Origin of the sequence: Nonomuraea sp. NPDC051191 (assembly GCF_044455665.1) — a bacterium.
In the GTDB taxonomy this organism is placed as follows: domain Bacteria; phylum Actinomycetota; class Actinomycetes; order Streptosporangiales; family Streptosporangiaceae; genus Nonomuraea.
Window position 1 is genome coordinate 62,366 of the sequence record NZ_JBITEZ010000009.1, and the last position, 22,877, is coordinate 85,242.

22 protein-coding genes are annotated in these 22,877 nt (G+C 68.5%); 7 read left to right on the plus strand and 15 right to left on the minus strand.

The genetic code is table 11. The features are described 5' to 3' along the window. Positions 1-2: 2 nt before the first annotated feature. The 5 genes from ACIA8R_RS25855 (at position 3) to ACIA8R_RS25875 (ending at position 9,301) form a co-directional block, all read left to right on the plus strand. Complete coding sequence (locus ACIA8R_RS25855) at positions 3-6,218, plus strand: amino acid adenylation domain-containing protein (protein ID WP_397040819.1); 6,216 nt, start codon at positions 3-5, stop codon at positions 6,216-6,218. Between the two features lie 30 nt (positions 6,219-6,248). Then, the gene (locus tag ACIA8R_RS25860) at positions 6,249-6,458 is read left to right on the plus strand and encodes an MbtH family protein (RefSeq protein ID WP_397040820.1); all 210 of its coding nucleotides are present in this window, start codon (positions 6,249-6,251) and stop codon (positions 6,456-6,458) included. Positions 6,459-6,520: 62 nt separating this feature from the next. Next, positions 6,521-7,609: a LuxR C-terminal-related transcriptional regulator gene (locus tag ACIA8R_RS25865; RefSeq protein ID WP_397040822.1), complete on the plus strand. Its 1,089-nt coding sequence runs from the start codon at positions 6,521-6,523 to the stop codon at positions 7,607-7,609. Positions 7,610-7,802: 193 nt separating this feature from the next. Next, a complete protein-coding gene (locus ACIA8R_RS25870) occupies positions 7,803-8,183 on the plus strand; it encodes a DUF5655 domain-containing protein (RefSeq protein ID WP_397040824.1) in 381 nt (126 codons plus the stop codon). Positions 8,184-8,347: 164 nt separating this feature from the next. Continuing rightward, positions 8,348-9,301, plus strand: a complete 954-nt coding sequence (locus tag ACIA8R_RS25875) for a GlxA family transcriptional regulator (protein ID WP_397040826.1) — start codon at positions 8,348-8,350, stop codon at positions 9,299-9,301. Positions 9,302-9,370: 69 nt separating this feature from the next. Here the strand turns inward: ACIA8R_RS25875 and ACIA8R_RS25880 are convergent, their stop codons facing one another. The 11 genes from ACIA8R_RS25880 to ACIA8R_RS25930 form a co-directional block, all read right to left on the minus strand. Then, positions 9,371-9,937, minus strand: coding sequence for a hypothetical protein (locus ACIA8R_RS25880; RefSeq protein ID WP_357700357.1), 567 nt, complete (start codon positions 9,935-9,937; stop codon positions 9,371-9,373). Positions 9,938-10,078: 141 nt separating this feature from the next. After that, positions 10,079-10,543, minus strand: a complete 465-nt coding sequence (locus ACIA8R_RS25885; RefSeq protein ID WP_364098846.1) for a sigma factor — start codon at positions 10,541-10,543, stop codon at positions 10,079-10,081. Positions 10,544-11,337: 794 nt separating this feature from the next. Continuing rightward, positions 11,338-11,634: a hypothetical protein gene (locus ACIA8R_RS25890; RefSeq protein WP_364098843.1), complete on the minus strand. Its 297-nt coding sequence runs from the start codon at positions 11,632-11,634 to the stop codon at positions 11,338-11,340. Between the two features lie 167 nt (positions 11,635-11,801). Continuing rightward, on the minus strand, positions 11,802-13,601 hold the full coding sequence (locus tag ACIA8R_RS25895; protein ID WP_397040828.1) for an ABC transporter ATP-binding protein: 1,800 nt from the start codon (positions 13,599-13,601) through the stop codon (positions 11,802-11,804). Then, positions 13,598-14,083, minus strand: coding sequence for a hypothetical protein (locus tag ACIA8R_RS25900; protein ID WP_364098837.1), 486 nt, complete (start codon positions 14,081-14,083; stop codon positions 13,598-13,600). Before ACIA8R_RS25900 ends, ACIA8R_RS25895 begins: the two co-directional genes overlap by 4 nt. Then, the gene (locus ACIA8R_RS25905; protein WP_364098834.1) at positions 14,083-14,580 is read right to left on the minus strand and encodes a MauE/DoxX family redox-associated membrane protein; all 498 of its coding nucleotides are present in this window, start codon (positions 14,578-14,580) and stop codon (positions 14,083-14,085) included. Before ACIA8R_RS25905 ends, ACIA8R_RS25900 begins: the two co-directional genes overlap by 1 nt. A gap of 67 nt (positions 14,581-14,647) precedes the next feature. After that, positions 14,648-14,827: a hypothetical protein gene (locus ACIA8R_RS25910; RefSeq protein WP_125645566.1), complete on the minus strand. Its 180-nt coding sequence runs from the start codon at positions 14,825-14,827 to the stop codon at positions 14,648-14,650. A gap of 96 nt (positions 14,828-14,923) precedes the next feature. Next, complete coding sequence (locus tag ACIA8R_RS25915; RefSeq protein ID WP_397040831.1) at positions 14,924-15,796, minus strand: ArsR/SmtB family transcription factor; 873 nt, start codon at positions 15,794-15,796, stop codon at positions 14,924-14,926. 51 nt (positions 15,797-15,847) lie between these two features. Continuing rightward, complete coding sequence (locus ACIA8R_RS25920; RefSeq protein ID WP_364098827.1) at positions 15,848-16,282, minus strand: S26 family signal peptidase; 435 nt, start codon at positions 16,280-16,282, stop codon at positions 15,848-15,850. Positions 16,283-16,577: 295 nt separating this feature from the next. Beyond that, positions 16,578-16,769: a hypothetical protein gene (locus tag ACIA8R_RS25925; protein WP_357700378.1), complete on the minus strand. Its 192-nt coding sequence runs from the start codon at positions 16,767-16,769 to the stop codon at positions 16,578-16,580. Between the two features lie 166 nt (positions 16,770-16,935). Next, positions 16,936-17,079 (minus strand): hypothetical protein, encoded by a 144-nt coding sequence (locus ACIA8R_RS25930; protein WP_357700380.1) that lies wholly within the window; start codon positions 17,077-17,079, stop codon positions 16,936-16,938. A gap of 345 nt (positions 17,080-17,424) precedes the next feature. Here ACIA8R_RS25930 and ACIA8R_RS25935 point away from each other — a divergent pair, with 345 nt between their 5' ends. After that, positions 17,425-18,642: a WD40 repeat domain-containing protein gene (locus ACIA8R_RS25935; RefSeq protein WP_397040834.1), complete on the plus strand. Its 1,218-nt coding sequence runs from the start codon at positions 17,425-17,427 to the stop codon at positions 18,640-18,642. Positions 18,643-18,762: 120 nt separating this feature from the next. On the opposite strand, the gene ACIA8R_RS25940 is transcribed toward ACIA8R_RS25935, so the two are convergent. The 3 genes from ACIA8R_RS25940 to ACIA8R_RS25950 all read right to left on the minus strand — a co-directional run bounded on the left by ACIA8R_RS25940 (position 18,763) and on the right by ACIA8R_RS25950 (position 21,702). After that, complete coding sequence (locus ACIA8R_RS25940) at positions 18,763-19,371, minus strand: hypothetical protein (RefSeq protein WP_397040836.1); 609 nt, start codon at positions 19,369-19,371, stop codon at positions 18,763-18,765. Positions 19,372-19,696: 325 nt separating this feature from the next. Next, complete coding sequence (locus ACIA8R_RS25945) at positions 19,697-20,557, minus strand: alpha/beta hydrolase (RefSeq protein ID WP_364098816.1); 861 nt, start codon at positions 20,555-20,557, stop codon at positions 19,697-19,699. Continuing rightward, entirely contained in the window at positions 20,554-21,702 is a 1,149-nt protein-coding gene (locus ACIA8R_RS25950) for an FAD-dependent oxidoreductase (RefSeq protein WP_397040838.1), read from the minus strand. The genes ACIA8R_RS25945 and ACIA8R_RS25950 overlap by 4 nt, the downstream gene beginning before the upstream one ends. A 92-nt stretch (positions 21,703-21,794) precedes the next feature. On the opposite strand from ACIA8R_RS25950, the gene ACIA8R_RS25955 reads away from it, so the two are divergent. Then, entirely contained in the window at positions 21,795-22,346 is a 552-nt protein-coding gene (locus ACIA8R_RS25955) for a TetR/AcrR family transcriptional regulator C-terminal domain-containing protein (RefSeq protein ID WP_357700394.1), read from the plus strand. Between the two features lie 99 nt (positions 22,347-22,445). Here ACIA8R_RS25955 and ACIA8R_RS25960 read toward each other — a convergent pair whose 3' ends face one another. Continuing rightward, positions 22,446-22,721, minus strand: coding sequence for a hypothetical protein (locus ACIA8R_RS25960; RefSeq protein WP_397040840.1), 276 nt, complete (start codon positions 22,719-22,721; stop codon positions 22,446-22,448). Between the last annotated feature and the right edge of the window lie 156 nt (positions 22,722-22,877).

Sequence of the window (22,877 nt, forward strand, 5' to 3'; positions counted from 1 at the left end):
AAATGAACGAGGGCGCGATTCAGACCTTTGGTGGTTTGTTCGAGGGTGTGGCTGGGCGTTTTGGTGGTGAGGTGGCGTTGGTGGTGGGGGAGGTGGAGTTGTCGTATGGGGAGTTGAATGGGTGGGCTAATCGGTTGGCTCGGGTTTTGGTGGGTCGGGGTGTGGGGCCGGGGTGTGTGGTGGCGGTGGTGTTGCCGCGGTCGGTGGAGTTTGTGGTTGCGGTTTTGGCGGTGGTGAAGGCGGGGGGTGCTTTTTTGCCGGTGGATCCGTCGTATCCGGTGGAGCGGGTGGAGTTTATGGTGGCGGATTCGGGGGCGGGGTTGGTTATTCGGGATTTGGCTGATTTTCCGGTGGGGGGTTGTTCGTCGGCTGATTTGGTGGTGGGGGAGCGGTTGGGGGTTTTGGGGGTGGATGATCCGGCGTATGTGATTTATACGTCGGGGTCGACGGGGCGGCCTAAGGGTGTGGTGGTGTCGCATGCGGGTGCGGTGAATTTGGCTGCGGTGCAGGTGGCGCGTTTTGGTGTGGGGCCGGGGTGTCGGGTGTTGCAGTTTGCTTCTCAGAGTTTTGTTGCGTCGTTGTTTGTTTTGTTGTGGGGTTTTGGTGGGGGTGGGGCGTTGGTGGTGTGTCCGGTGGGTGTGTTTGGTGGGGAGGAGTTGGGGCGGTTTTTGGTGGAGCAGCGGGTGAGTCATGGGTTGATTCCGCCGGCGGCGTTGGTGACGGTGCCGGAGATGGAGTTGGTGGATTTGCGGGTGTTGGTGGTGGGTGGTGAGGCGTGGGGTGGTGATTTGTTGCGGCGTTGGGTTGGTGGTCGTGCGTTGTTCAATGCGTATGGGCCGACGGAGACGTCGGTGGTGGCGACGTTGAGTGGGGTTTTGGGGGTGGTGGAGGGTGTGCCGCCGATGGGGCGGCCTTTGGAGAATTTGCGGGCGTTTGTGTTGGATGAGTGGTTGCGGCCGGTGCCGGTGGGGGTGGCGGGTGAGTTGTATGTGGCTGGGGTGGGTTTGGCGTTGGGGTATGTGAATCGGCCGGGGTTGACGGCGGAGCGGTTTGTGGCGTGTCCGTTTGTTTCGGGTGAGCGGATGTATCGCACGGGTGATGTGGTGCGGTGGCGGGTGGATGGGGATTTGGAGTTTGTTGGGCGGGTGGATGACCAGGTGAAGGTTCGTGGGGTGCGGATCGAGCTTGGTGAGGTGGAGGCGGTGGTGGCTGGGTTGTCGGGGGTGGCGCAGGTGGCGGTGGTGGTGCGTGAGGATCGGGTGGGGGATCGGCGGTTGGTGGCGTATGTGGTGCCGCGTGCTGGGGTGGGGCTGGATGGGGGGTGGGTGCGTCGGGGGGCGGCTGAGGGGTTGCCGAAGGCGATGGTGCCGTCGGCGGTGGTGGTTTTGGATCGGTTGCCGGTGACGGTGAACGGGAAGGTCGATCGGCGGGCGTTGCCGGTTCCGGATTATCGGGTGTCGGGGCGTGGGCCGGGTAGTAAGCGGGAGGAGTTGTTGTGTGGGTTGTTCGCCGAGGTGCTCGGGTTGGAGCGGGTCGGCGTCGACGACGACTTCTTCGACCTCGGTGGAGACTCACTCCTGGCCACGAGGCTGATCAGCCGCGTACGCGCCGAGCTGGGCACGGCGCTTTCCGTCAGAGCCGTCTTCGACCGGCCCACCGCCGCCGAACTGGCCCGAGGGCTCGCGCCTGACGCGACCTCGGGGCCCGTGCTGGCCCCGACCTCGCGTGCCGGGGCCGTGCCGCTGTCGTTCGCCCAGCAGCGGCTCTGGTTCCTCCACCGTCTGGAGGCGGACGCCGCGACGTACAACGTGCCGATCGCGCTGCGGATGAAGGGGCGGCTGGACGTGGGCGCGCTGGATGCGGCGTTGCGTGACGTCGTGGCCCGGCACGAGAGCCTTCGGACGATCTTCCCCGACCTCGACGGCGTCCCGGCCCAGCGGATCCTGAGCCCGGCCGAAGCCGGCCCGCGACTGGCCGAGGCCGCGGTGGAGGAGGCGTCGCTGGCCGAGGCGCTCAGGCGGGCGGCGACGCGCGGGTTCGACCTGTCGGCCGAGCCGCCGCTGCGCGCGTCCCTCTTCACGGTGTCCCCTGACGATCACGTGCTGTTGCTCGTCCTTCACCACATCGCCTGCGACGGCTGGTCGGTGGCTCCCCTCGTCCAGGACCTGTCCCACGCCTACGTCGCGCGCCGCCGCGGCGGCGACCCCGGCCAGGCGCCCCTGCCCGTGCAGTATGCCGACTACGCGCAGTGGCAGCACGAGCTGCTCGGCGGCGAGGACGACCCCGGCAGCCTGATCAGCAGGCAGCGGGAGTACTGGGCCGGCAAGCTGGCCGGCCTTCCCGAGGAGCTGACGCTCCCCGCTGATCGGCTCCGGCCGGAAGGCTCCGGCGGCCGAGGCGACGTGCTCCGGTTCGAGTGCGACGCCTCGGTGCATGCCGGCCTGCTGCGCCTGGCCAGGCAGAGCCGCGCCACGGTCTTCATGGTGGTGCACGCCGCCCTGTCGGCGCTGCTCACCCGGATGGGCGCGGGCACCGACGTCCCGGTGGGCACGGTGATCGCCGGCCGCACCGACGAAGCGCTGAACGATCTGGTCGGGTTCTTCGTCAACACCCTGGTGCTGCGCGTGGACACCGGCGGCGATCCCAGCTTCAGGGAGCTGCTGGCCCGGACGCGCGAGGTGGACCTGGAGGCCTACGCCCACCAGGACCTTCCGTTCGAGTATCTGGTGGAGATGCTCAACCCCGCGCGCGTGCTGGGACGGCATCCGCTCTTCCAGGTGATGCTGGCCTTCCAGAACAACGCCGCACCCCGTTCGAACCTGGACGGGCTCGCCGTCGAGACGGAAGTCCTCCCCACGGGCACCACCAAGTTCGACCTGTCGATGGAGGTGGCCGAACGGTTCGACGACGGCGGCCGGCCGGCGGGCCTGCACGGCACGCTGGAATACGCCGCCGACATGTTCGGCAGGCCCGCGGCGGACATGCTCCTCGCGCGGTTCTTGCGGGTCCTGGCGCAGGTGGCGGACGCCCCCGACACGCCGATGAGCCGGCTCGACGTGCTGGACGCCGACGAATGGCGCCGTCTCGTGACCGATCAGCACGAGAACGAGCTCGCCGTTTCCGAGCAGACCTTTGGTGGTTTGTTCGAGGGTGTGGCTGGGCGTTTTGGTGGTGAGGTGGCGTTGGTGGTGGGGGAGGTGGAGTTGTCGTATGGGGAGTTGAATGGGTGGGCTAATCGGTTGGCTCGGGTTTTGGTGGGTCGGGGTGTGGGGCCGGGGTGTGTGGTGGCGGTGGTGTTGCCGCGGTCGGTGGAGTTTGTGGTTGCGGTTTTGGCGGTGGTGAAGGCGGGGGGTGCTTTTTTGCCGGTGGATCCGTCGTATCCGGTGGAGCGGGTGGAGTTTATGGTGGCGGATTCGGGGGCGGGGTTGGTTATTCGGGATTTGGCTGATTTTCCGGTGGGGGGTTGTTCGTCGGCTGATTTGGTGGTGGGGGAGCGGTTGGGGGTTTTGGGGGTGGATGATCCGGCGTATGTGATTTATACGTCGGGGTCGACGGGGCGGCCTAAGGGTGTGGTGGTGTCGCATGCGGGTGCGGTGAATTTGGCTGCGGTGCAGGTGGCGCGTTTTGGTGTGGGGCCGGGGTGTCGGGTGTTGCAGTTTGCTTCGCCGAGTTTTGATGCGTCGGTGTTTGAGTTGTTGTGGGCTTTTGGTGGGGGTGGGGCGTTGGTGGTGTGTCCGGTGGGTGTGTTTGGTGGGGAGGAGTTGGGGCGGTTTTTGGTGGAGCAGCGGGTGAGTCATGGGTTGATTCCGCCGGCGGCGTTGGTGACGGTGCCGGAGATGGAGTTGGTGGATTTGCGGGTGTTGGTGGTGGGTGGTGAGGCGTGGGGTGGTGATTTGTTGCGGCGTTGGGTTGGTGGTCGTGCGTTGTTCAATGCGTATGGGCCGACGGAGACGTCGGTGGTGGCGACGTTGAGTGGGGTTTTGGGGGTGGTGGAGGGTGTGCCGCCGATGGGGCGGCCTTTGGAGAATTTGCGGGCGTTTGTGTTGGATGAGTGGTTGCGGCCGGTGCCGGTGGGGGTGGCGGGTGAGTTGTATGTGGCTGGGGTGGGTTTGGCGTTGGGGTATGTGAATCGGCCGGGGTTGACGGCGGAGCGGTTTGTGGCGTGTCCGTTTGTTTCGGGTGAGCGGATGTATCGCACGGGTGATGTGGTGCGGTGGCGGGTGGATGGGGATTTGGAGTTTGTTGGGCGGGTGGATGACCAGGTGAAGGTTCGTGGGGTGCGGATCGAGCTTGGTGAGGTGGAGGCGGTGGTGGCTGGGTTGTCGGGGGTGGCGCAGGTGGCGGTGGTGGTGCGTGAGGATCGGGTGGGGGATCGGCGGTTGGTGGCGTATGTGGTGCCGCGTGCTGGGGTGGGGCTGGATGGGGGGTGGGTGCGTCGGGGGGCGGCTGAGGGGTTGCCGAAGGCGATGGTGCCGTCGGCGGTGGTGGTTTTGGATCGGTTGCCGGTGACGGTGAACGGGAAGGTCGATCGGCGGGCGTTGCCGGTTCCGGATTATCGGGTGTCGGGGCGTGGGCCGGGTAGTAAGCGGGAGGAGTTGTTGTGTGGGTTGTTCGCCGAGGTGCTCGGGTTGGAGCGGGTCGGCGTCGACGACAACTTCTTCGACCTCGGCGGCGATTCCATCATCGCGATCCAGCTGCTGGCCAGGATCAAGAAGGAAGGGCTGACGTTCAGTCCGCGGCAGTTGCTGCAACAGCAGACGGTGAGAGGGCTCGTCTCCCTCGTGGAGGACGCCGGCGAACCGTCGACGCCCTCCGCGGACGACGGGACGGGCCCCGTGACGCTCACACCGATCATGCACTGGCTTCGCGATCTCGGCGGATCCGTCGACGAGTTCAGCCAGAGCGTCGTCGTGACCGTGCCGGCCGATCTCGATCTCGATCACCTGCGCGCCGCTGTGGGGCATGTCCGTAGACATCACGACGCGCTGCGACTGCAACTCTCGCAAGCCGGCGGCGCATGGTCACTCCGCGTGAATCCGCCGGACGGGCTTCCCGGCGAGTCCTGTGTCCGGCGGGTCGACGTGGCGGGACTCCCGGACGACGAGCTCGCGCGGACGATCACGGCACACCGGTCGGAAGCCGCCCGCCGCCTGGACGTCCGGGCCGGTGCCGTCGTCGAGATCGTCTGGTTCGCCGCGGGTCCGTCCCACCCCGGCCGGTTGTTGATCATGGTCCACCACCTCGCGGTGGACGGGGTCTCGTGGCGCATCCTGCTCCCGGACCTGGCGGCCGCGTACGAGGCGGTCGGCGCCGGCCGGCCGGTGACCCTGCCACCCGTGGCCACCTCCTTCCGGCAGTGGGCCGAGAGGCTGCGCGCCGAGGCGGCGAGTCCGGCGCGGGAAGGGGAGCTGGAGCTCTGGCGCGACGTCCTGGAGACCGCCGACCCGCCGCTCGGCGGCGGTCACGACGCCGAGGCCGTCGCCACCGCGCGCCATCTGACACTGACCCTTTCCCCGGCGGCCACCCGCGACCTGCTGGCCAAGGTGCCCGCCGCCCTGGGGGGAAGGGTCAACGAGGCACTGCTCACAGCACTCGCGCTCGCCGTCGGACACTGGCCCGAACGCGGCGCCGCCGGCTCGGCCGTCCTGATCGACGTCGAGGGGCACGGGCGCGAGGAGATCGTCCCGGATGTGGATCTGTCACGCACGGTCGGCTGGTTCACCAGCATGTTCCCCGTCCGGCTCGATCCTGGCCAGGTGGACTGGGAGGCGGTGCGCGCCGGCACGGCCGCGATGGGAACCGCCTTCGAGCGGGTCAGGGAGCAACTGCGGGCGATCCCCGACAACGGCATCGGGTTCGGCCTGCTGCGCCATCTGAACGAACGGACCTCATCGAGCCTGGCCGGCCGTCCACGGCCGCGGATCGGCTTCAACTATCTAGGGCGGATCACGCTCGGCGACGAGGAGGAGAGCTGGGCCCTCGCTCCGGGCACGCAGGCCATCCAGGGCACGCGCGCCGCGGACCTGCCCCTGCCCCACCAGGTCGAGCTGAACGCCATCACCCAGGACTCGGCCGACGGGCCGCGGCTGGTGGCGATCTGGACCTGGGCCGCGGAGGCGGTCTCGGAAGAGGCCGTCCGATCACTGGCCGAGCGCTGGTTCCAGGCGCTGCGGGGGCTCGTCGCACATGCGTCCGCCGCCGAGGAGACGGATGCGTGAGGGTATCGGCACGACAACGGAGGAAGCGTGATGACCAATCCCTTCGAGGACCACGGCCGCGAGTACGAGGCTCTCGTCAACGCCGCCGGACAACATTCCCTGTGGCCGGTGGACATCGAGGTGCCCGATGGCTGGACGGTCACGTTCGGGCCCGGCGGACGTGCCGAATGCCTGGAGTTCATCGAGAACAACTGGAGCGATGTGCGCCTCTTCAGGAGAGGTGCGGAATCGGCGGGGTGAGTCGGGCCACCCTGCGCTACACCCGTTCCTGGAAAGGTGAGGGTCTGGTGAAAGATTCAACGATGTCGGACGTGCGCAACGGGCTGGCCTCGCTGCTCTACCGGACCGCGGGATCGCGGGCGACATGGGACGCGCCCTCCGTGGCGGCGGAGGTGGGTGCCGAGACAGTCGATATCGAGGCAGCCATCATGTGCCTGGTACAGCTCGGACTGCTCGTCCCTTCCACGCAGGCCACAACGGGATACATCATCGTAAATCCCGACGTGGCGCTCTCCCGGCTGCTCGACCTGGAGCGGAGTCTCGCGGCCAGCTACCACCGGCGGCTCGGTCATTTCCGCGAGGCGTTGCACATGCTGCTGCGGGACTTCTCGCCCGGCGAGCGGCACGGGAACGGCGTGAACGTCGAGTTGCTGCGAACCTCGACGGAGCTGAGCGAGTTCCTCGATCATCGATCCTCCCAGGTGAAGCAGCAGGAGCTGGCCATCCATCCCAGCGCGCCCGCGATCGACGCCACGAACGAGATGTTGTCGAGGACGGTGCGGGCCCTGTCCCGCGGCGTCAAGATGCGGGTCCTCTATTCCGATCATGTGGTGGCGCACCCCGTGATGCGTGACTACTGCATGGAGGCGATGCGTCACGGGGCGGACATCCGGGTCGGCGGTTATCTGCCGCTCGGCATGACCCTCATGGACGACGACCTGGCCCTGTTGCCCATCGACCCGCAGGACACCTCTCTCGGCGTCGTGGCCATCCACAGCATGGAGGTGGTCAGGTCCATGTACGCGGTGTTCGCATACCACTGGTCCGAGGCCGTCCCGATAGCGAACGTGCTGGATCACGCGGAATGCGTGGACAGAATCCTGTCCACCCAGGAAAGGGTGATCATCCGGATGCTCGCCATCGGCGCCAAGGACGAGGCGATCGCACGAAGGCTCAACGTATCGCCCAGGACGCTCAGCCGCGTGATCTCGACCCTGCTGGACCGCCTGGGCGTGGAGACCCGATTCCAGGCGGCCGTGAAGGTCACCAAGATGGGACTGCTGGCAAGAGAGCCCTTGGAGGGCACGTGGACCGAGCGGTCACGCCATGCGGCCTCGCGATCCGCCCGGGTCCCTCGTCCCCACCCCTCCGCGCAAGGCTTCGGCCCATGACGGCCGCGCCCCGGCCGGTCCCGGCCGGTGCGGGGCTCCGGGCCGGGCTCTGCGCGCATGCACCGCCGTACGGACCGGACCGTCCGCGCCGCAGCATGTCTGTGGCTGGAGCGTCGGCTGCATGGCCCGCGTCCCGATCAGTACGGCTCCGCAGTCCGAAAACTGTCGCCACCGCTTGCTAGTTTCTCGGTCCATGAGCCAGCGGACATGGACGATCGACGATCACCTTGAGGGCAAGCCCGACGCATCGGTAGCCCTGTACCACGAATTTGTCAGCCTGGTTGAGGCATGCGGGCCCTTCACGTACGCGGTGTCCAAGAGCATGATCACCGTCAAGGGCACACGTCGAGGATTCGCCGGAGCGAAGCCGGACACGCGGGGGCTCCGAGGGTACTTCGACATCCAGCGCACGATCGGCGACGACGCCCGCATCAGCAGCGTGTCCCCGTACACGAAGCGGTTGTACGTTCATACCTTCCGGATCTCTGATCTCGCCGAGCTTGATGAGGGGTTCGCCGGCTGGCTCCGCGAGGCGTACGAAGTGGGTCAAGGCGGACACCTGGGAGCTTCATGAGCAGGCCGGCCTCGACACGAGGTGTGAAGTGATCGTCGGGCAACCCACTTCTCGCTCGACGGCGGTGCTCGTGTCGCCGCTGCCGTCGGAGCCGCCATGCTGCCGGAGCCCACGGTGAGAAAGTCGGCAGTGCGTGTTCCGTCGCTCGCTCGTACCGTGTAGTCATGACTGGACGGCTGGTGGTCGTCATCGGTTTCGACGGCATCGAGCTCGTTGACGTCGCGTGCGTGACGACCGGTTTCGACTACGCCAACCGGCAGGGCGCCGACCCGGCGTACCGGGTCGTGTTCGCGACTCCGATGGGCCGGCCCGTACGGTGCGACTCCGGGCTGGAGCTGCCCGGGCAGGGGCGGATCGACACGATGGGCGGCCCGATCGACACGCTGATCGTCTCGGGTGGTCAAGGGCACGAGACCGCCGCCGCCAACCCTCGGTTCGTCAGTCAGGTCGTGCGGCTGGCCGGGCTGTCGCGGCGGGTCGCGTCCGTGTGCACCGGGGCGACGGTGCTGGCCGCAGCCGGTTTGCTCGACAACCGCCGGGCCACCACGCACTGGTACGAGGCCGGACGGCTGGCCACCCGATACCCGCACGTACGGGTCGACCCCGCGCCGATCTTCGTACGGGACGGCACGGTCGCGACGTCAGGCGGGGTCACCGCCTCTCTGGATCTCACGCTGTCGTTCATCGAGGAGGACCACGGGTCCGAGCTGGCCCGCCGCGTCGCCATGGGCATGGTCACGTACCTGAAAAGGCCGGGGGACCAGGCGCAGGTGAGCATGTTCAACCGGATCGCGCACGCCGACCAGGTCCTGGTCCGGCGGGTCGTCGACCATGTGGTCAGCCATCTGGACGAGGATCTCGGCGTCGCCCGTCTGGCCGCGCTCGCCGGGGTGAGCGAGCGGCATCTGAGCAGGCTGTTCGTCGAGTGCGTCGGCCGGACCCCCTCGCGGCTGGTCCGCGAGACGCGGCTCGAAGCGGCCGCCCAGCTGCTCACCGGCACTCGCGAGTCGGTCGCGGCCATCGCCCGGCGGTGCGGGTTCGCCTCCGCCGAGTCCTTACGGCAGGCGTTCGTGGCGTGGGCCGGGATCTCACCGTCGCGTTACCGTGGGAGATCATGACGCTCCCGTTCGCCGCCGACGGCACAGAGCACCGGCCCGGGGTTCTTCCCGGACCGGCGCTCTCGTATGTCAGCCTCCGGCGCTGAAGGACCTCGCGCCGTTACCGTAGACGGTCATGTCCACCCAGGGGTGCGATTCCTGGATGCAGGAGAAGTACGGCACAAGGCAGAAGACGCCCTGGGTCCGCTTGCGCCATTGGGCCGCCCCCCGGCCGCCGTTGCTCACGAGCGACTCGTGAGCCTTGAACGACCAGCCCACCATGTAGACCTCGGCCCACCTGGTGTAGAAGTGGGCGCTGGTGATCCGGGAGCCGTCGCGGCAGTAGTCCATTCTCTGGAAATACTTCCAGAGCCATTGGCCGACGCGGTTCTTGCCGCCTCGGTAGCCGGTGTAGATCCAGCAGGAACTTGCCATGATCTGGGTCCGTTCCTCCGCCGAGACGACGACATCGTTCTGGGCGAGCTTCGCGAGATAATCCTCGCTGGAGATGGAGTCCAGCGGTTCCTCGCCGTTCTCCGTGGTGGCCAGTTCGGTGTCGGGATCCGTCAGAGACGACGAGACCTTCTGGGACGTCCTGCTCTCCGCTCCCGCCGCGGGCGCGAGCATCAAGCAGGCGAGCGCCGCCGCCAGCAGCACGACAAACGCATGCCGTACGAGCGGAATACGCCTTCGCAGGCTTCTCATTGCTGTCCTTTTCCGCGATTCCCGAGAATCGCACATCGGCCTGAACGAGCCTTTCATCGGTAATACGTTCCTGGGCGGGAAGCTCGACGGAATTCATCGCCGTTTTCCGGCCGGGCGGTTCACGGCCCGCCGCACGGGGGCTGTCGCACGGCGATACCGCATCTCGACGGCGGCGGCCGATTCGCCGCGCGCGACGCCGATCTGCCCCCAGGTGGCGCCCTCCATCCGCAGGTGGACCACATGGCGGATCTCGGGGTCGAGCAGCGCGATCAGAGGGGCCGCGCGCCTGGCCTCGTCCCCGTCGGCCACGGCGTCCTCGAAGCCGTGGGGGCGCGGCATCAGCGCCGCGTGGCGGCATAATGCCTGTTCACGGGCCGTCCGGCGGTGGTGGTCGACCACGAGTCGCGTCGTGACGGTGGCGAGGAACGGCCACGCCCGCTCCTCCTCCAGTCCTGCGAAAGTGGCGGTACGCAGCAACGCGTCCTGGACGACGTCCTCCGCGTCCGCCCCGGCCCCCATACGTTTCGCCAAGGCCAGCAGTCGCGGCCGGTACGCCATCAGGACATGCCAACGTTGTTCTGTGACTTTCATGCCACGGCCCTTTCTGTTTCCATGCAGACAAAGGAGCCCGGACAAAGTCGCCCCGTAAGATTGCAGACATGCGGAACCGCCGCACCAGGACCACCGCCGGGCGTTTCCAGGCCACCTGAGCGTGGCTTCCCCGACTCCGGCCGGGCTTTATCGCACGCGCCGGGCGGTCACCCCTACGACCGCCCATTCACACCCCGACGCCCTCATCGCCGGCTCCGACCCCCCGCAGTTCCCTCCGTTCGGGACACCGGGCTTTCGCTTTCTCACCAGATCGAAGCAGTTCGTGTCCTTGTCCGGATCGAACCGGGGAGCGCGCTGTCCGGATCCATGGGATTCCCGTCCGCTTGCCAGGGCGCCGGGAAGGCCAAAGGATGCCCGGGCACGCCCGTCACTACTACCTGTGGGGGCAAACCTGGACACTTTGATCGCGGAGGAGGGGCGCAGAGTACGGCGCACGGTGGCCGTCGCTGACGGGTGCCAAGCCGCATCACCTCGCCGTACACCCGTTGATGGCCCAACACCGGGTTCCTCCGCGCCAGGCGAATGATCAGATCCTCAGGCTCCTGGCAAGTTCCTGGGACGCCCGGGTCTGCCAAGTTCGGCTGGGCCGTCCGACCTGCTGCCGCAGCGTTGCCTGTGATCTGCGCGTCTTTCGACACCTGACTGCGGCGCCGGTGACGATCCCGCCCGCGACGGCTGGAACTCCCCGTCTCGTTCTCGGAGCAGGACGCGCGCCTGGCGGTCGGCCCTTTGTAGGTCCGTCAGGAGATACCTGAATGCCGGATGATTCCCGGTGGCGGTCGCAGCTCGCCGGTGCGTGTGGGGCAGTAGTCGCGCAGTTCTTCCGCCGCGCGTCGTGACCACCGCGCAATGAATGCAGGGTCCAGCCCTTCCTCGAGCACGGCCACGTGGATCTCTCCGGTTGTCGACTTGTGGACGTGCATGAGCTCTCCACCGTCCGGCGCTAGATCCCAGATCTCGGCGACCCAGTTCTCAGTTCCAGGAACGCTGAGGACGGAGAGCTCGATGAGTCGTTCCCCCTCTCTTGTCACGATCACGATGCCATCCCATTCCCTGGACGAATGCAGCGCCCAGCGACCTCGTCCCACTAGGCTGCCGACACTGAAGTCCCTCGTCAGGCAGCAGGTACTCCACGAGCCTATTCTCGGCTTTGTTGCCAAGCGCCATCCGGCTACCAGTTCTTGCGAGGTGGTGGCGACCGTCTTCAGTGGATGTCGACGGTGTAGCCGCTGGCCTGGAGGGTGAAGAGGCGGGCGTATTCGCCGTCTGCGGCCATCAGGGTGGTGTGGGTGCCCTGCTCGGCGATTCTGCCGTCCGTCAGCACCACGATGAGGTCGGCGTCCTTGACGGCGCTCAGCCGGTGGGAGATCAGCAGGTTGGTGCGGCCGGCCCGGTGCTCGCGCAACCGCTGGTGGATGGCGTGTTCGGCCTCCGCGTCGAGTCCGGCGCTCGGCTCGTCCAGGATGAGCAGGTCGCGTTCGCCCCTGATCAACGCTCTGGCCACGGCGAGGCGCTGCCATTGGCCGCCGGACAGGACGACGCCGCTGGCCTCGGCGGCGTCGAGGAAGCGGTTGCTCAGCAACGTGTCGTACCCGTGCGGCAGGCTGTCCAGCGCCTTGTCCACCCCCGCCAGGCGTGCCGCCGCCCTGACCTGGTCGGGGGAGGCGCCCAGTGAGCCGAGTGAGATGTTCTCCGCCGCCGTGAAGTCGTAGGCGACGTAGTCCTGGAAGACCGCGGTCAGCCGGGAGCGCAGTTCGGCGGGGTCGGCGTCACGCAGGTCCGTCCCGTCCCAGCGCACTGCCCCGCGGGTCGGGTCGTAGAACCGGCACAGCAGTTTGACCAGCGTCGACTTTCCGGCGCCGTTGAGTCCCACGAGCGCGACGCTGGCGCCGTGCGGGATGGTGAGATCCACTCCGCGCAGCACCCATGGTTGCTCCTCGCCGTAGCGGAACCAGACGTCCCGTACTTCGATCCCGGAGCGGAGCGCGGGCAGAGGGCGCGGCGGGAGGCGTACGGGAAGGTCGGGGGCGGCGGAGACGACGGCGCGGTAGTGACCGAAGACCAGCAGCGCCTGGTGCAGCCGGGCGAGCTGGGTGACCCCGCCGGACAACGCGCCCTGCACCCCGGCGACGGCGGCGGCGAAGACGGCCACGTCGCCCACGCCGAGCCGGCCGCCGGCGATCGCCCAGATCAGTCCGGCGCCGCCGATCGCCGCGCCGAGCAGGGCCAGCAGCCCGTGTCCCGCCAGCGCTCGCCGTTCCAGGGCCTGCTCCTGGTGGTTGACCGCGCGGATCTCGCCGAGGAGACGGTCGCGCAGGAACGTGCCGAGCCCGAACAGCCGCACCTCCTTGGCCGGCTCGACCTCGGTGAGCAGGTCGGCGTAGAAGATCTGGCGGCGCATCGCCGGGCTGAGCGTCCAGCCGAGACGTACCTTGCGCCTGCTCAGCGACAGCTGCACCCCCAGCGACGGCAGCGCGGACAGCAGGACGATCCCGGTCATGACCGGGCTCAGCGCCATGAGCGCGGCGACGAACCCGGCCAGCGTGACCAGCCCGCGCACCAGCGCCAGGCTGGGAGCCAGGATCTGGTTGGCGGCGCCCGTCCCCGCCTGCTCGGCCAGCCTGAGGCGGTCGCGGAAGCGGGGGTTCTCGAACGGGCCGAGTCCGACGAAGGCGTTGACCGAGGTGAACAGGCGCTCGCGGGTCAGCAGGTCCATGCCGCGGCGCAGCCGTCCGTCGGTGTATTCGGTCAGGTGCGGCAGCAGCGCGGCGACCAGGCCCACCACACCGAGCATGATCGTGGGCACCAGGACGGCCCGGTTGCCCGCCAGACCGTCCAGGATGAGCTTGGTGCACCAGGCGGCGGCCACCGGCGTCGTGCCGCCGACGATCACGGCGAGCGCCGAGCAGACGGCGGCGAGCGGAGCGGCCCGCCAGGCCAGCCCCCACACCGTCACGGCCCTCCCGGCCAGCCGCAGCACGCCGGGCGAGACGTCGTGGGTCATGCGGTGACGGGGGCGCCGAGCCCGGCCACGGTGACCGCGCGCGACCTGACCCGGCCGGAGTCGTCGAGCAGGTAGAAGGCGGGGAAGGCGGAGTTGGGGAAGGCCAGGCAGACCGGGCCGTTGGCGGGCTCGGTGATCACGGTGGCGCTGCCGCGCAGCGCGTCCGCGTAGCTCTCCCCGTCGGGTCCGGACACGACGGCGAGCACTTGCGAGGGGGAGTAGCCCGCGTTGGCGACGAGCTGGAGGAACGGCGGCAGTTGCCCGGGGCAGGCCTGACACTCGGTGTCGAAGAAGCCGATCACCGCGGGCCGTCCGATCCCGCGCACGTCGGGGACGGTCGAGCCCACCGGCAGCAGCGGCGGCCCCGAGGGCGCGGCGTGCTGCTCGGCGTGGCGCAGCCTGCGGATCACCGCGAGCGTCAGCACCAGGTTGAGCGCGCTCACGACGCCCACGATGACCAGGGCTGCGATGACGTACGGCATCAGAGGTTCCTCTCCAGGAGAAGGTCGGCGAGGTCGTCGAAGAGCACCAGAACGGCGGCGAGCACCGCGGCGGCGACCAGCGCCAGCGCGACCCCGGCGAGTTCGACACGCCCGCCCGGCATCGCCCAGCCGGTGACCGCGACCGCGATCAGGAGCAGGTTGCGCACGACCTGGGCCCGGCTCAGCGGGGCGGCGGTGACGCCGAAGCACCGGCAGGTGGCGGCGGAGCCGCGGCGCAGGGCCAGCAGGATCGCGGCGGCGAAGGCCGCCGACAGCGCGGCGGCCAGCACGAATCCCGCGCGCTCGCCCGTGGCGAGCAGCGCCACGGCGGCGCTCTCACCGGCCAGTACGGCCACCGCGACCGGCGCGGCGGGCAGTCCGGGAGCCAGACCGGGGACGGAGGACACGAAGGCGCGCCAGCCGCTGGCCTTGCCCGCCAGCGCGGCCAGGAAGACGAGGCAGAGCACGGCCCTGCAGCCCAGCTCTATGTACGGCATGGCACTCCTGCGCAGGTGGGGTCCGCCCACGCCCCTCGCGGAGGGGTCGTGGGCGGGGTGTGGAGGGTCAGCAGCACTCGTAGCAGGACACGTAGGTCGTGCAGTCCGGCCGCACGCAGGTCCACGCGGTGTGGTCGAGCCAGTGGTAGCACCAGCACTCGTAGGGGCACCCCCTGGCGTCCGCGGTGCTGGCGGGCAGCAGGGCGCCGAGCATCCGGTCGCCCAACGCCTTGAGTGTGCGAGTCATCCGACCTCCTGGGTGAGAGGGGCTGTATTCGCCTGATCATCACCATCGGGTCAGGGGAGGGGCAATCCTTTCGGACCGCCACCGAAATGCGACAAATCAGGCGCTGTATTCGAGGAGTTCGTGCCCCAGCGAGGTGAGCACGTGCCGCACCGCCCGGCCCTCGCGGTAGGTGTTCACGAGCCCCGCCAGCCGCAACGCCGTCACGTGCTCGGACACCGTCGAGGCGCTCACCGCCAGCGACCTGGCCAGCTCGCCGGTCGCCGACCCGCCGCCGATCGAGCGCAGGATCCTGGCGCGGGCCTGCCCGACGACCTGGGCCAGGGCGTCCACCGACACGGGGTGCCGGGTGCCCTCGTCGCTGACCGGATAGGCGATGACGGCCCTGCGGTCGCCGCGGGGCGGCGACAGCGCGAGAAAGCAGCGGCTGGCGCACATCAGCGGTGAGAACGCCACGCCCCCGTCACCGAGCTCCACCGGTGACGGGCACATGTCCGACGTGTCGATCTGCAGGGCGCAGCCGTACCAGCTCAGCCTGGGGGTGAGTCTGGGCAGCGTACGGCCGAAGCCTCGTACGCAGATCAGCTCGGAGTATCGGTTCACGTGCGCGCTCAGGCGGCGGTGTATCGCGTCCCATTCCGGGGCCACGCAGCTGACGTAGAAGGCGCGCAGCGCGTCGGCGACGTCGCGGAGACCGGGTTGGACGTCGAGTTCGTCGTTGAGTGTGCCTGCTCCGGACGGCAGTGGCAGGTCGGCCCAGAGGAAGCCGGACACGCTGTGCGGCGCGTGGTGGACGCGTCGTACGAACGGCATGGCTCTGGCGGGCGTCCTGCGCGCCAGGTCCCGCCACGGTGATCCGGGTACGGCGAAACCGGGATGATGCAGGCACAGGGCGGCGAACAGGGTGTGGTGCAGGGGGGAGATGGTGAAGGTCGTCGTGGCCAGCCCTGCGGCAGAAAAGACCAGACGCATATCCCAGCCCCGTTGTCAGGAAATGTCCGGACATAATGGAGTATGAGACTGTTAGGACGTACTAACAAGGGTGCGTAGGACGACCCCCAGCACGCGGTCAGCTGGTACAAGTCCCCATAATCTCGAATCCGCGCTGACCTCCCCGTCGCCCAGCACCACGAGCTTTCCGGGCGGGACCGTCGAGGGCAGCCCGGAGCACTCCGGCGGCACCGGTTCACCCGGCAGCGCCGCGACCCGCTTGACCACCCACTCGGCGGACGTGACCTCGGGCAGCGGCCCCTCGCGCCACCGCATCCCCGGCCCGATCGCCTCAAGCACCACGATCTGCCCACGTCTGACCGCCTTGCCGCGCAGCACCAGCAACCGGTCGCCGGGCCGCAACGCCGGCACCATGCTCTCCCCGCGTACCGTCACCACTGCCAGCCGGCGCCTGGCCAGGAACACGACAATGACCAGGAGGGCGGCGAATGCGGCGATCACGGGCATGGCGTGAGCGTAAGCGTCCGACCTGTGGGGCTCAAGGATTGCGGGTGCAGAACCCTCCTTCGCCTACGCGGGGGCCTGCTCGGGACGGCCGAGGTCATGGCGTCGCGTGCCTGGGCTGCCGCTGTGGAGGAGCATCTTCAAGGAGGCGGAGCTGCTTCGGCGTCAGGTAGCGCGCGACGGCTTTCGTGTCGCAGAGTGACGCCCTGTTCATGTGGGGATGGCGTCGACGAACGCCTTGTTCCGACGGCTCTTCGGTGCGGAGGCTCGAAGAGCCGGCATCGCGGTGGTGATCCGCCTAGTCGGGGGAGCGCAAGAGCATTGCCTCCACCTCGGCGCCGGCGTCGGCCGTGCAGACGTACGTGGGTCTACCGGTCGCCGGATCAACGTAGTACAGGCTCGCGCGCTTGCCGCATCTTGAGCACCAGGCGTCAGGCCCGCCACCGAGCTCGGCCAGGCCGACCTTGATCTCTGGGATAACAAAAGCCATGGGGGAAGCGTAGGTCGGCATGGTCAGGACTTCCGTGGTGACAGCGCGTCTTGCGGAATCCATGCCCGCAGATTGTTCGACACGGGAGGTGACGGGCCCGCCGGTGGTGACCAGGACCCGGGAGAACTGGTCGAGGCGACACGGCCTTCGCCGGAGCAAGCGGATGCTAACGGCGCAGCAGCAGGCGCAGCAGGCGCAGCGCACGGGATCGGCGTCCGGAGTCGGCCGAGAACATGTAGATGACGGCGGGGAGTGTCAGCAACGCGGCGCTTGCCACGACCAGTGCGACGAGGTGGGGCAGCATCATCATGGAGCTTCCCTTCTGGAGTCCGGCATCACCTCGGCCGACGCCGAGGGTGCGATTTCAGGATGCGGCGTGCCGAATAGCCGTTGACGATCCGTGCCAAGGTCTTACGCGATCCGATGAACCCGTACGTCGGCTGACAGAAACTGACAACCCAGCCCAGGTGACGCTGTGGGGAGATGTGCCACATGTGGTTTACGTTCTCGAGAATTCTGGAATCTTGACATCACCATGTCTCCGCAAGCCCCTCTGCCGGAGGATCCCCTGGCCGTTCTACGTGAGCGCCTGCGGGACCTGCATCTGCACGCAGGCGAGCCCAGCAGCCGGACTCTGGCGAAGCAGACGGGAGCGATGAGCCACTCCACCGCGCACGGTGTGATCCGCTGCGTCAACCTGCCTCGATGGGGCAATTTGGAGCTCGTGGTCGAGGCGTTGAAGGGCGACGTCACCGAGTTCAAAGCTCTGTGGATCGCCGCCCACAATATGCGTGCCCAGAGCAATAGCCTTCTGGATTCCGGGGCCGAGCCCACGGTCCGGAACGAAGACGCTCAAGGGCCGGCCCTCGATCTCCTGCATGAGCAGGAGGATTTGTATCGGCCGGAGGAGGGATCGCCGGCACAAGGTCACTCCGGCGCCGTCTGGTCGGTGGCCTTCCATCCGAACGGGCACATCCTCGCAAGCGGCGGCGGCGACGGAACCGTGCGGCTGTGGGACACCGTGACGGGGAAGCCGTGGCGGGAGCCTTTGTCAGGCCATACAGGTGCCGTCGTGGCTGTGGCCTTCCATCCCGACGGGGATCTGGTGGCCAGTGGTGGAAGCGACAAGACGATCCGCCTGTGGCATCTTGACGGCCTGAAACCAGCGAGGGAACCGCTGTACGGCCATACCGGCAGTGTCTGGTCGGTGGTCTTTCACCCGAACGGGCACATCCTTGCCAGCGGTGGCATAGACGGGACCGTGCGGTTGTGGGACACCAATACTGGAAGGCCGTTGCCGGGGCCTCTGATCAACCTCGACGGCGCCGGCTGGTCCCTCGCCTTCAACGTCGACGGACACCTGCTGGCGAATGGCGGGGACGACGGCATGGTGCGCTTGTGGAAGGCGACGTCCGGGCAGGCGGCAAGTGAGCCTTTGGCGGGTCACAACGGCGCAGTCGTGACGGTGGCCTTTCATCCGGACGGGCACCTGCTGGCCAGCGGCGGCGACGACGAAACGGTGCGGTTGTGGGATCCCCTGTCCGGGCGCGCCATGTCCGGTCCGTTCATCGGCCATATCGGCCCGGTCCGGTCGGTGGCCTTCCACCCGGGAGCGGACTTGGTGGCCAGCGCCGGCGATGATGGATTGGTCCGGTTGTGGCATGTCGATTCCGGGAAGCAAGTGGGGCGGCCTCTCGGCGGCCATACAGGTCCGGTCCGGGCCGTCGCTTTCCACCCCCACGGCCATTTGCTCGCCACTGCAGGTGCCGACAGGAAGGTGCGGTTGTGGAAGAGCACTCAACCGCCCGACCACCAAGCGCTGTACCGGCGCATCGACAATTTGCATGCTCGAATACGCACGTTGAATTCGTAGAGGTGGCGGCGAAGTCGCGACAGGCCGTTGTCGTCGAGGAGTCGGCGTAGGAAGGGAAGCCTCGATCGCGTCCGGCAACCGCAGCATGACCTCGGGTTCGCTCATCGCGCCACCCTGACCTCAGCACACCGGCTTGCGGTATCGGGAGAGGCGGAGTTCGAAGCCGACGTCTCGGCCGGAGGGTGAGAGCGCGATCCCGCCGCTGGTTGCGGCGTTCCAGAGCCATGGCGTCACGTACCGGAGAGGGGACTGCTCCGGCTCGACGCAGATGGCTTCTCGTAGGGTCATGCGGAGACGTTGGAGCAGGTCCAGGTCTGCCGTCGGGTGGTTCATGGCCCGCTGCCGTCCGTCGTGGGCGGTGGCCTCGGCCAACGCCATGGCGATGTCCTCGATCGCCGGCGGCTCGTCCTTTGGCGTACCGACTCGCTGAGCCCGCCAGTCGGACCAGTTCGATCCGATGCTCTCCAGTGCCTGAAGCAGCATGGTGAGGACCTGACGTTCCGTGTCCGTGCCGTTGCCCCACACCTCGCGCAACAGCGGAAAGATCTGGGCCCAGGTGACGTGCGCGAACCTGATGTCGTCCTGGCCGGCTGGCGGCGTGAAGGTGAAGGGCGGTGTCAAGTAGGTGAGATCCACGCTCAGACCGGGATGGTGATGGCCGGCGAGAGCAAAGTACGAGGTGAGTTGACCGCGTCGGTGGCTCGACGTCTCCGTCTTCAACTCGATCATCCAGAGACGATCGGCCCACAGTACGGCGTAATCGGAGGATAGGGGCCGCCCACGATGAGCATGGTCAGGAGACGCTGGCAGTATTCCTCCCTGCCCAGCCGTAGGCGTCCTGACAGGTGAAGAGGGTCTTCCAACATCACGGCTCCAGGGATTCGACGACGGCGTAGCCGGATTGGATTCTGTTCATCTCCTTGCTCCCTTGTCCGATGGGACATCGGATCTTCGCGTCCAGGAGTTTCCCCATGCGTACGCATGGTGATGGGCTCGTGACGAATGGAGGTGGCTTGTTGAGGTCGACCATCGAGCAGCGGTATTCGTGACCTCGTCACTGTTCGCTGAAGAAGTCTCGTAGGGCCTGGGCTACGACGAGTGGGGATCCGTCGTCCTCCGGGCCTGAGTGTCCGATTCCTGGCAGGTCGATGTGTCGGGCGCGGGGCAGCGTCTCGGACAGTTTCCGGAGTGCCAGGCGCAGGTAGTCGGCGCTCTTCGTGCCGCCGAGGAGCAGGACCCGCGCATCGAGCGTCGCGTAGTCCGTGATCGTGTCGGCCATCTCCCTGACCACCTGCATGTCGTAGTGCTGCGTCGGGATGAGCGCTTTGACCGGCACCTCGTCGGCGGGCCCATCGCCCTGCAACCGCGCGCCGATCGCCAGGAGCGGTACGAGGGCGAAGCGGGGGATCCTGCTGAACAGCGACGGTTCGGCGTCCAGCCCCTTCAGTGCGGTGACCAGCGCTGATGCGCTCTTTCCCGCGGCTACCTCGTGGTCGTAGCGCGGCACCCAGTCCATCGGCGCCGAGCCGTCGATGGACAGCGGGGGCTCATACAGGGCGAGCCGGTCAAGGGCGGGCGTGGTCAGGGCCGTACGCAGGACGACGAGCGCGCCCGAGCTCAGACCGAAGATCTGCGACGCGCCGGTCGCCGTGACGAGCGCCTGCAGGTCTTCGACCTCCCGCATGACGCTGAAGTCGGCCCCGTGCGGGCCGCTCAGCCCGCGTCCGCGCCGGTCGGGCACATAGACGGTGAAGTCTGTCGACAGGGCGGCGGCGAGCTTCGTGAAGTGCTGCGACGCCTGCATCGCGCCGTGGACGAGGATCAGCCCGGGTCCGCGGCCACGGCGGCGGTAGCCGATCGTGGTTCCGTCGGCAGAAAGAACCTGATCGTGCAGGATGCGCGGCTCATTCCTCATCGCGCCTCGCCCCCGGCCGGGACGAACCTGTGCGCCGCCTGCTTGCCGGCCTCCACGGCCGCGTTCCCGCGTTCCAGCAGGTCGCGCTGGTATTCCGTCAGAGCCGGGATCAGGTCCCGTCGGCCCTGATCGACCTCGGTCAGGCGGGCGCTCAGCCGTACGGCGTCCAGCAGTGCGGTGTTGGCGCCGTTGCCGCCGCTGGCCAGCGTCAGGTGGGCCGCGTCGCCCAGCAGCGTGACCCGGCCCACCGGCCACGACGGCATCGGACGGTCGTGGACCTTGGAGCGGCCCACGCCGCTCAGCTCGGCGCCGCGTACCAGGTCCCGCAAGTCGGGATGCCAGTCTTCGATGAGCTCCAGCACCAGGTCGCGAGCGTCCCCCCGGTCCGGTGTGGCGGTCGCCGGATGGTCCGGCGGCAGGAGCAGCACCCACCGCACGTAGCTTTCCCGGCGGGGCATGGGCAGGTCGGGTACGAGTTCGGCGGCGGCCTCGCCGGGCTCCCTGCCGAACTGCATGCGTCCCAGCATCAGCGTGATCCCCGGCCCCTTGACCATCGTGCCGCGTCCTGGCACGAGCTCCAGGAAGCGGTCGGTGGCCGGGGTACGGCCCATCGCCCCGCACAGGTCGGCGTCGATGAGCCGGACCTCGGGCACCAGCCGGCGCCGCACCGCGGAGTTGCCGCCGTCGGCTCCGACCAGCACGTCGCCCGTGGCCCGCGTGCCGTCGGAGAAGTGCGCGGTGACGGTTCCGTCCGTCTCTTCGGTGTGGTCCTTCAGGCGTTTGCCGAAGGCGACCCGGCCGTCCAGGTCGCCAAGCAGGACCTGCCGCAGCACCTGCCGGTCGAAGGCCCTGGCCTCCTCCGGTCCGGGCAGGTCGCTGCCGAGCAGCGTGAGCCGGTGGTCGAACAGCAGCCCCGGCCCGGTCAGGCTGCCGCTGGTGGCTTCGGCCAGTTGGTACAGCCGGGGCGGCAGGACGGCGCGTAAGGCCGCCAACGCGGGCGGCGCGAGTCCGATCCGGTAGCCCTGAGCCCGCTCGCCGGTGCCGTCGTCGGCTTCGTACACGTTCACGTCGAGGCCGGCGCGCATGAGGGCGTGCGCGAGCGTCAGCCCGCCCAGCCCTGCGCCGATCACCAGGACACGTGTCATCTTGGTCCTCCGTTCACAGGTGAACAACGTTCACGTGTACATTGTTCACGTAGCTCGGGCAGGACTGTCAACCCCGATTTCAGGAGGACACGATGGGGCAGCGGCGCACCGAGGTGCTGCAGGCGGCGATCGGGCTGCTCGACGAGGTGGGCCTCGACGCGCTCACCATGCGGCTGCTGGCGAGCCGGCTCGGGGTGCGGGCGAGCGCCCTCTACCGGCACTACCCCAGCAAGCAGGCCCTGCTGGACGCCATGGTCGCGCACCTGGTCAGCGTGGCGGACGACGTCGCGCCGCTCGCCGACGCGCCCTGGGACGAGCTGTTGCGCGGCGTGGCGTCCGGCGTGCGCGACATCATGCTGGCCCACCGCGACGGCGCCCGTCTCATATCCGGTTTCCAGCACCCGGGCGACGAGGCCGTCAGCACCTTCGAGCGTCTCATCGCGGCCCTGGTCGCCGCGGGGATCCCCGCTGACGTCGCCGCCGTCGCCGTGGACACCGTCCTGGCCTACGCCAACGGCTACACGATCGAGGAACAGAACCGCAAGACGGGAGCCGACGGCTGGCCCAGAGAGCATCGGGACCGCGCTTTCCAGGCCGGCCTCGACTTGATCGTCTCCGGCGTCAGAGGAACCCTGGCGCAGTGACGTGACGACGCCCTGTCGCCTGCGCCTGGTGATGGCCGGTACCCGGTCAGGCCCTCGACCGTGGTGTGCTCGCCGTAGGTGCCGTCCCCCTTCGAGGGATCAAGGATTGCCGGGGTACACGTACCCTTCTTCGGCGATCTCCTCCAGTCTCCCGTCCCCGATCACCGCTTCCACGGCGTCGCCCAGGAGCCCCCGCCACTTGGCCAGACGCTGGAACAGCTCACGGTCGACCATGTAGTCCACCAGGATCTGCGGGCTCGCGTCGGCGAAGGCGATCCTGGAGCGGATCCGGTCGAGCGACACGACGAACTCGTTCAGATCGCTGAAGAGCTCGATCGCGTCCGGGAGCCGCAGCGTCACCTCGGGTTCACTCATCGCACCACCTTGACGTCCGAGGTCTGAGTATCTCCTGTCGTGGGGGGGGGGGGGGGGGGGCCGCGCGGGGGGGGGGCGGGGGCGCGCCCGGGGGGGGCCGGGGGGGGCGCGGGCGGGGGGGGGGGGGGGCGGGGCGCGCGGGGGGGGGCCCGGGCC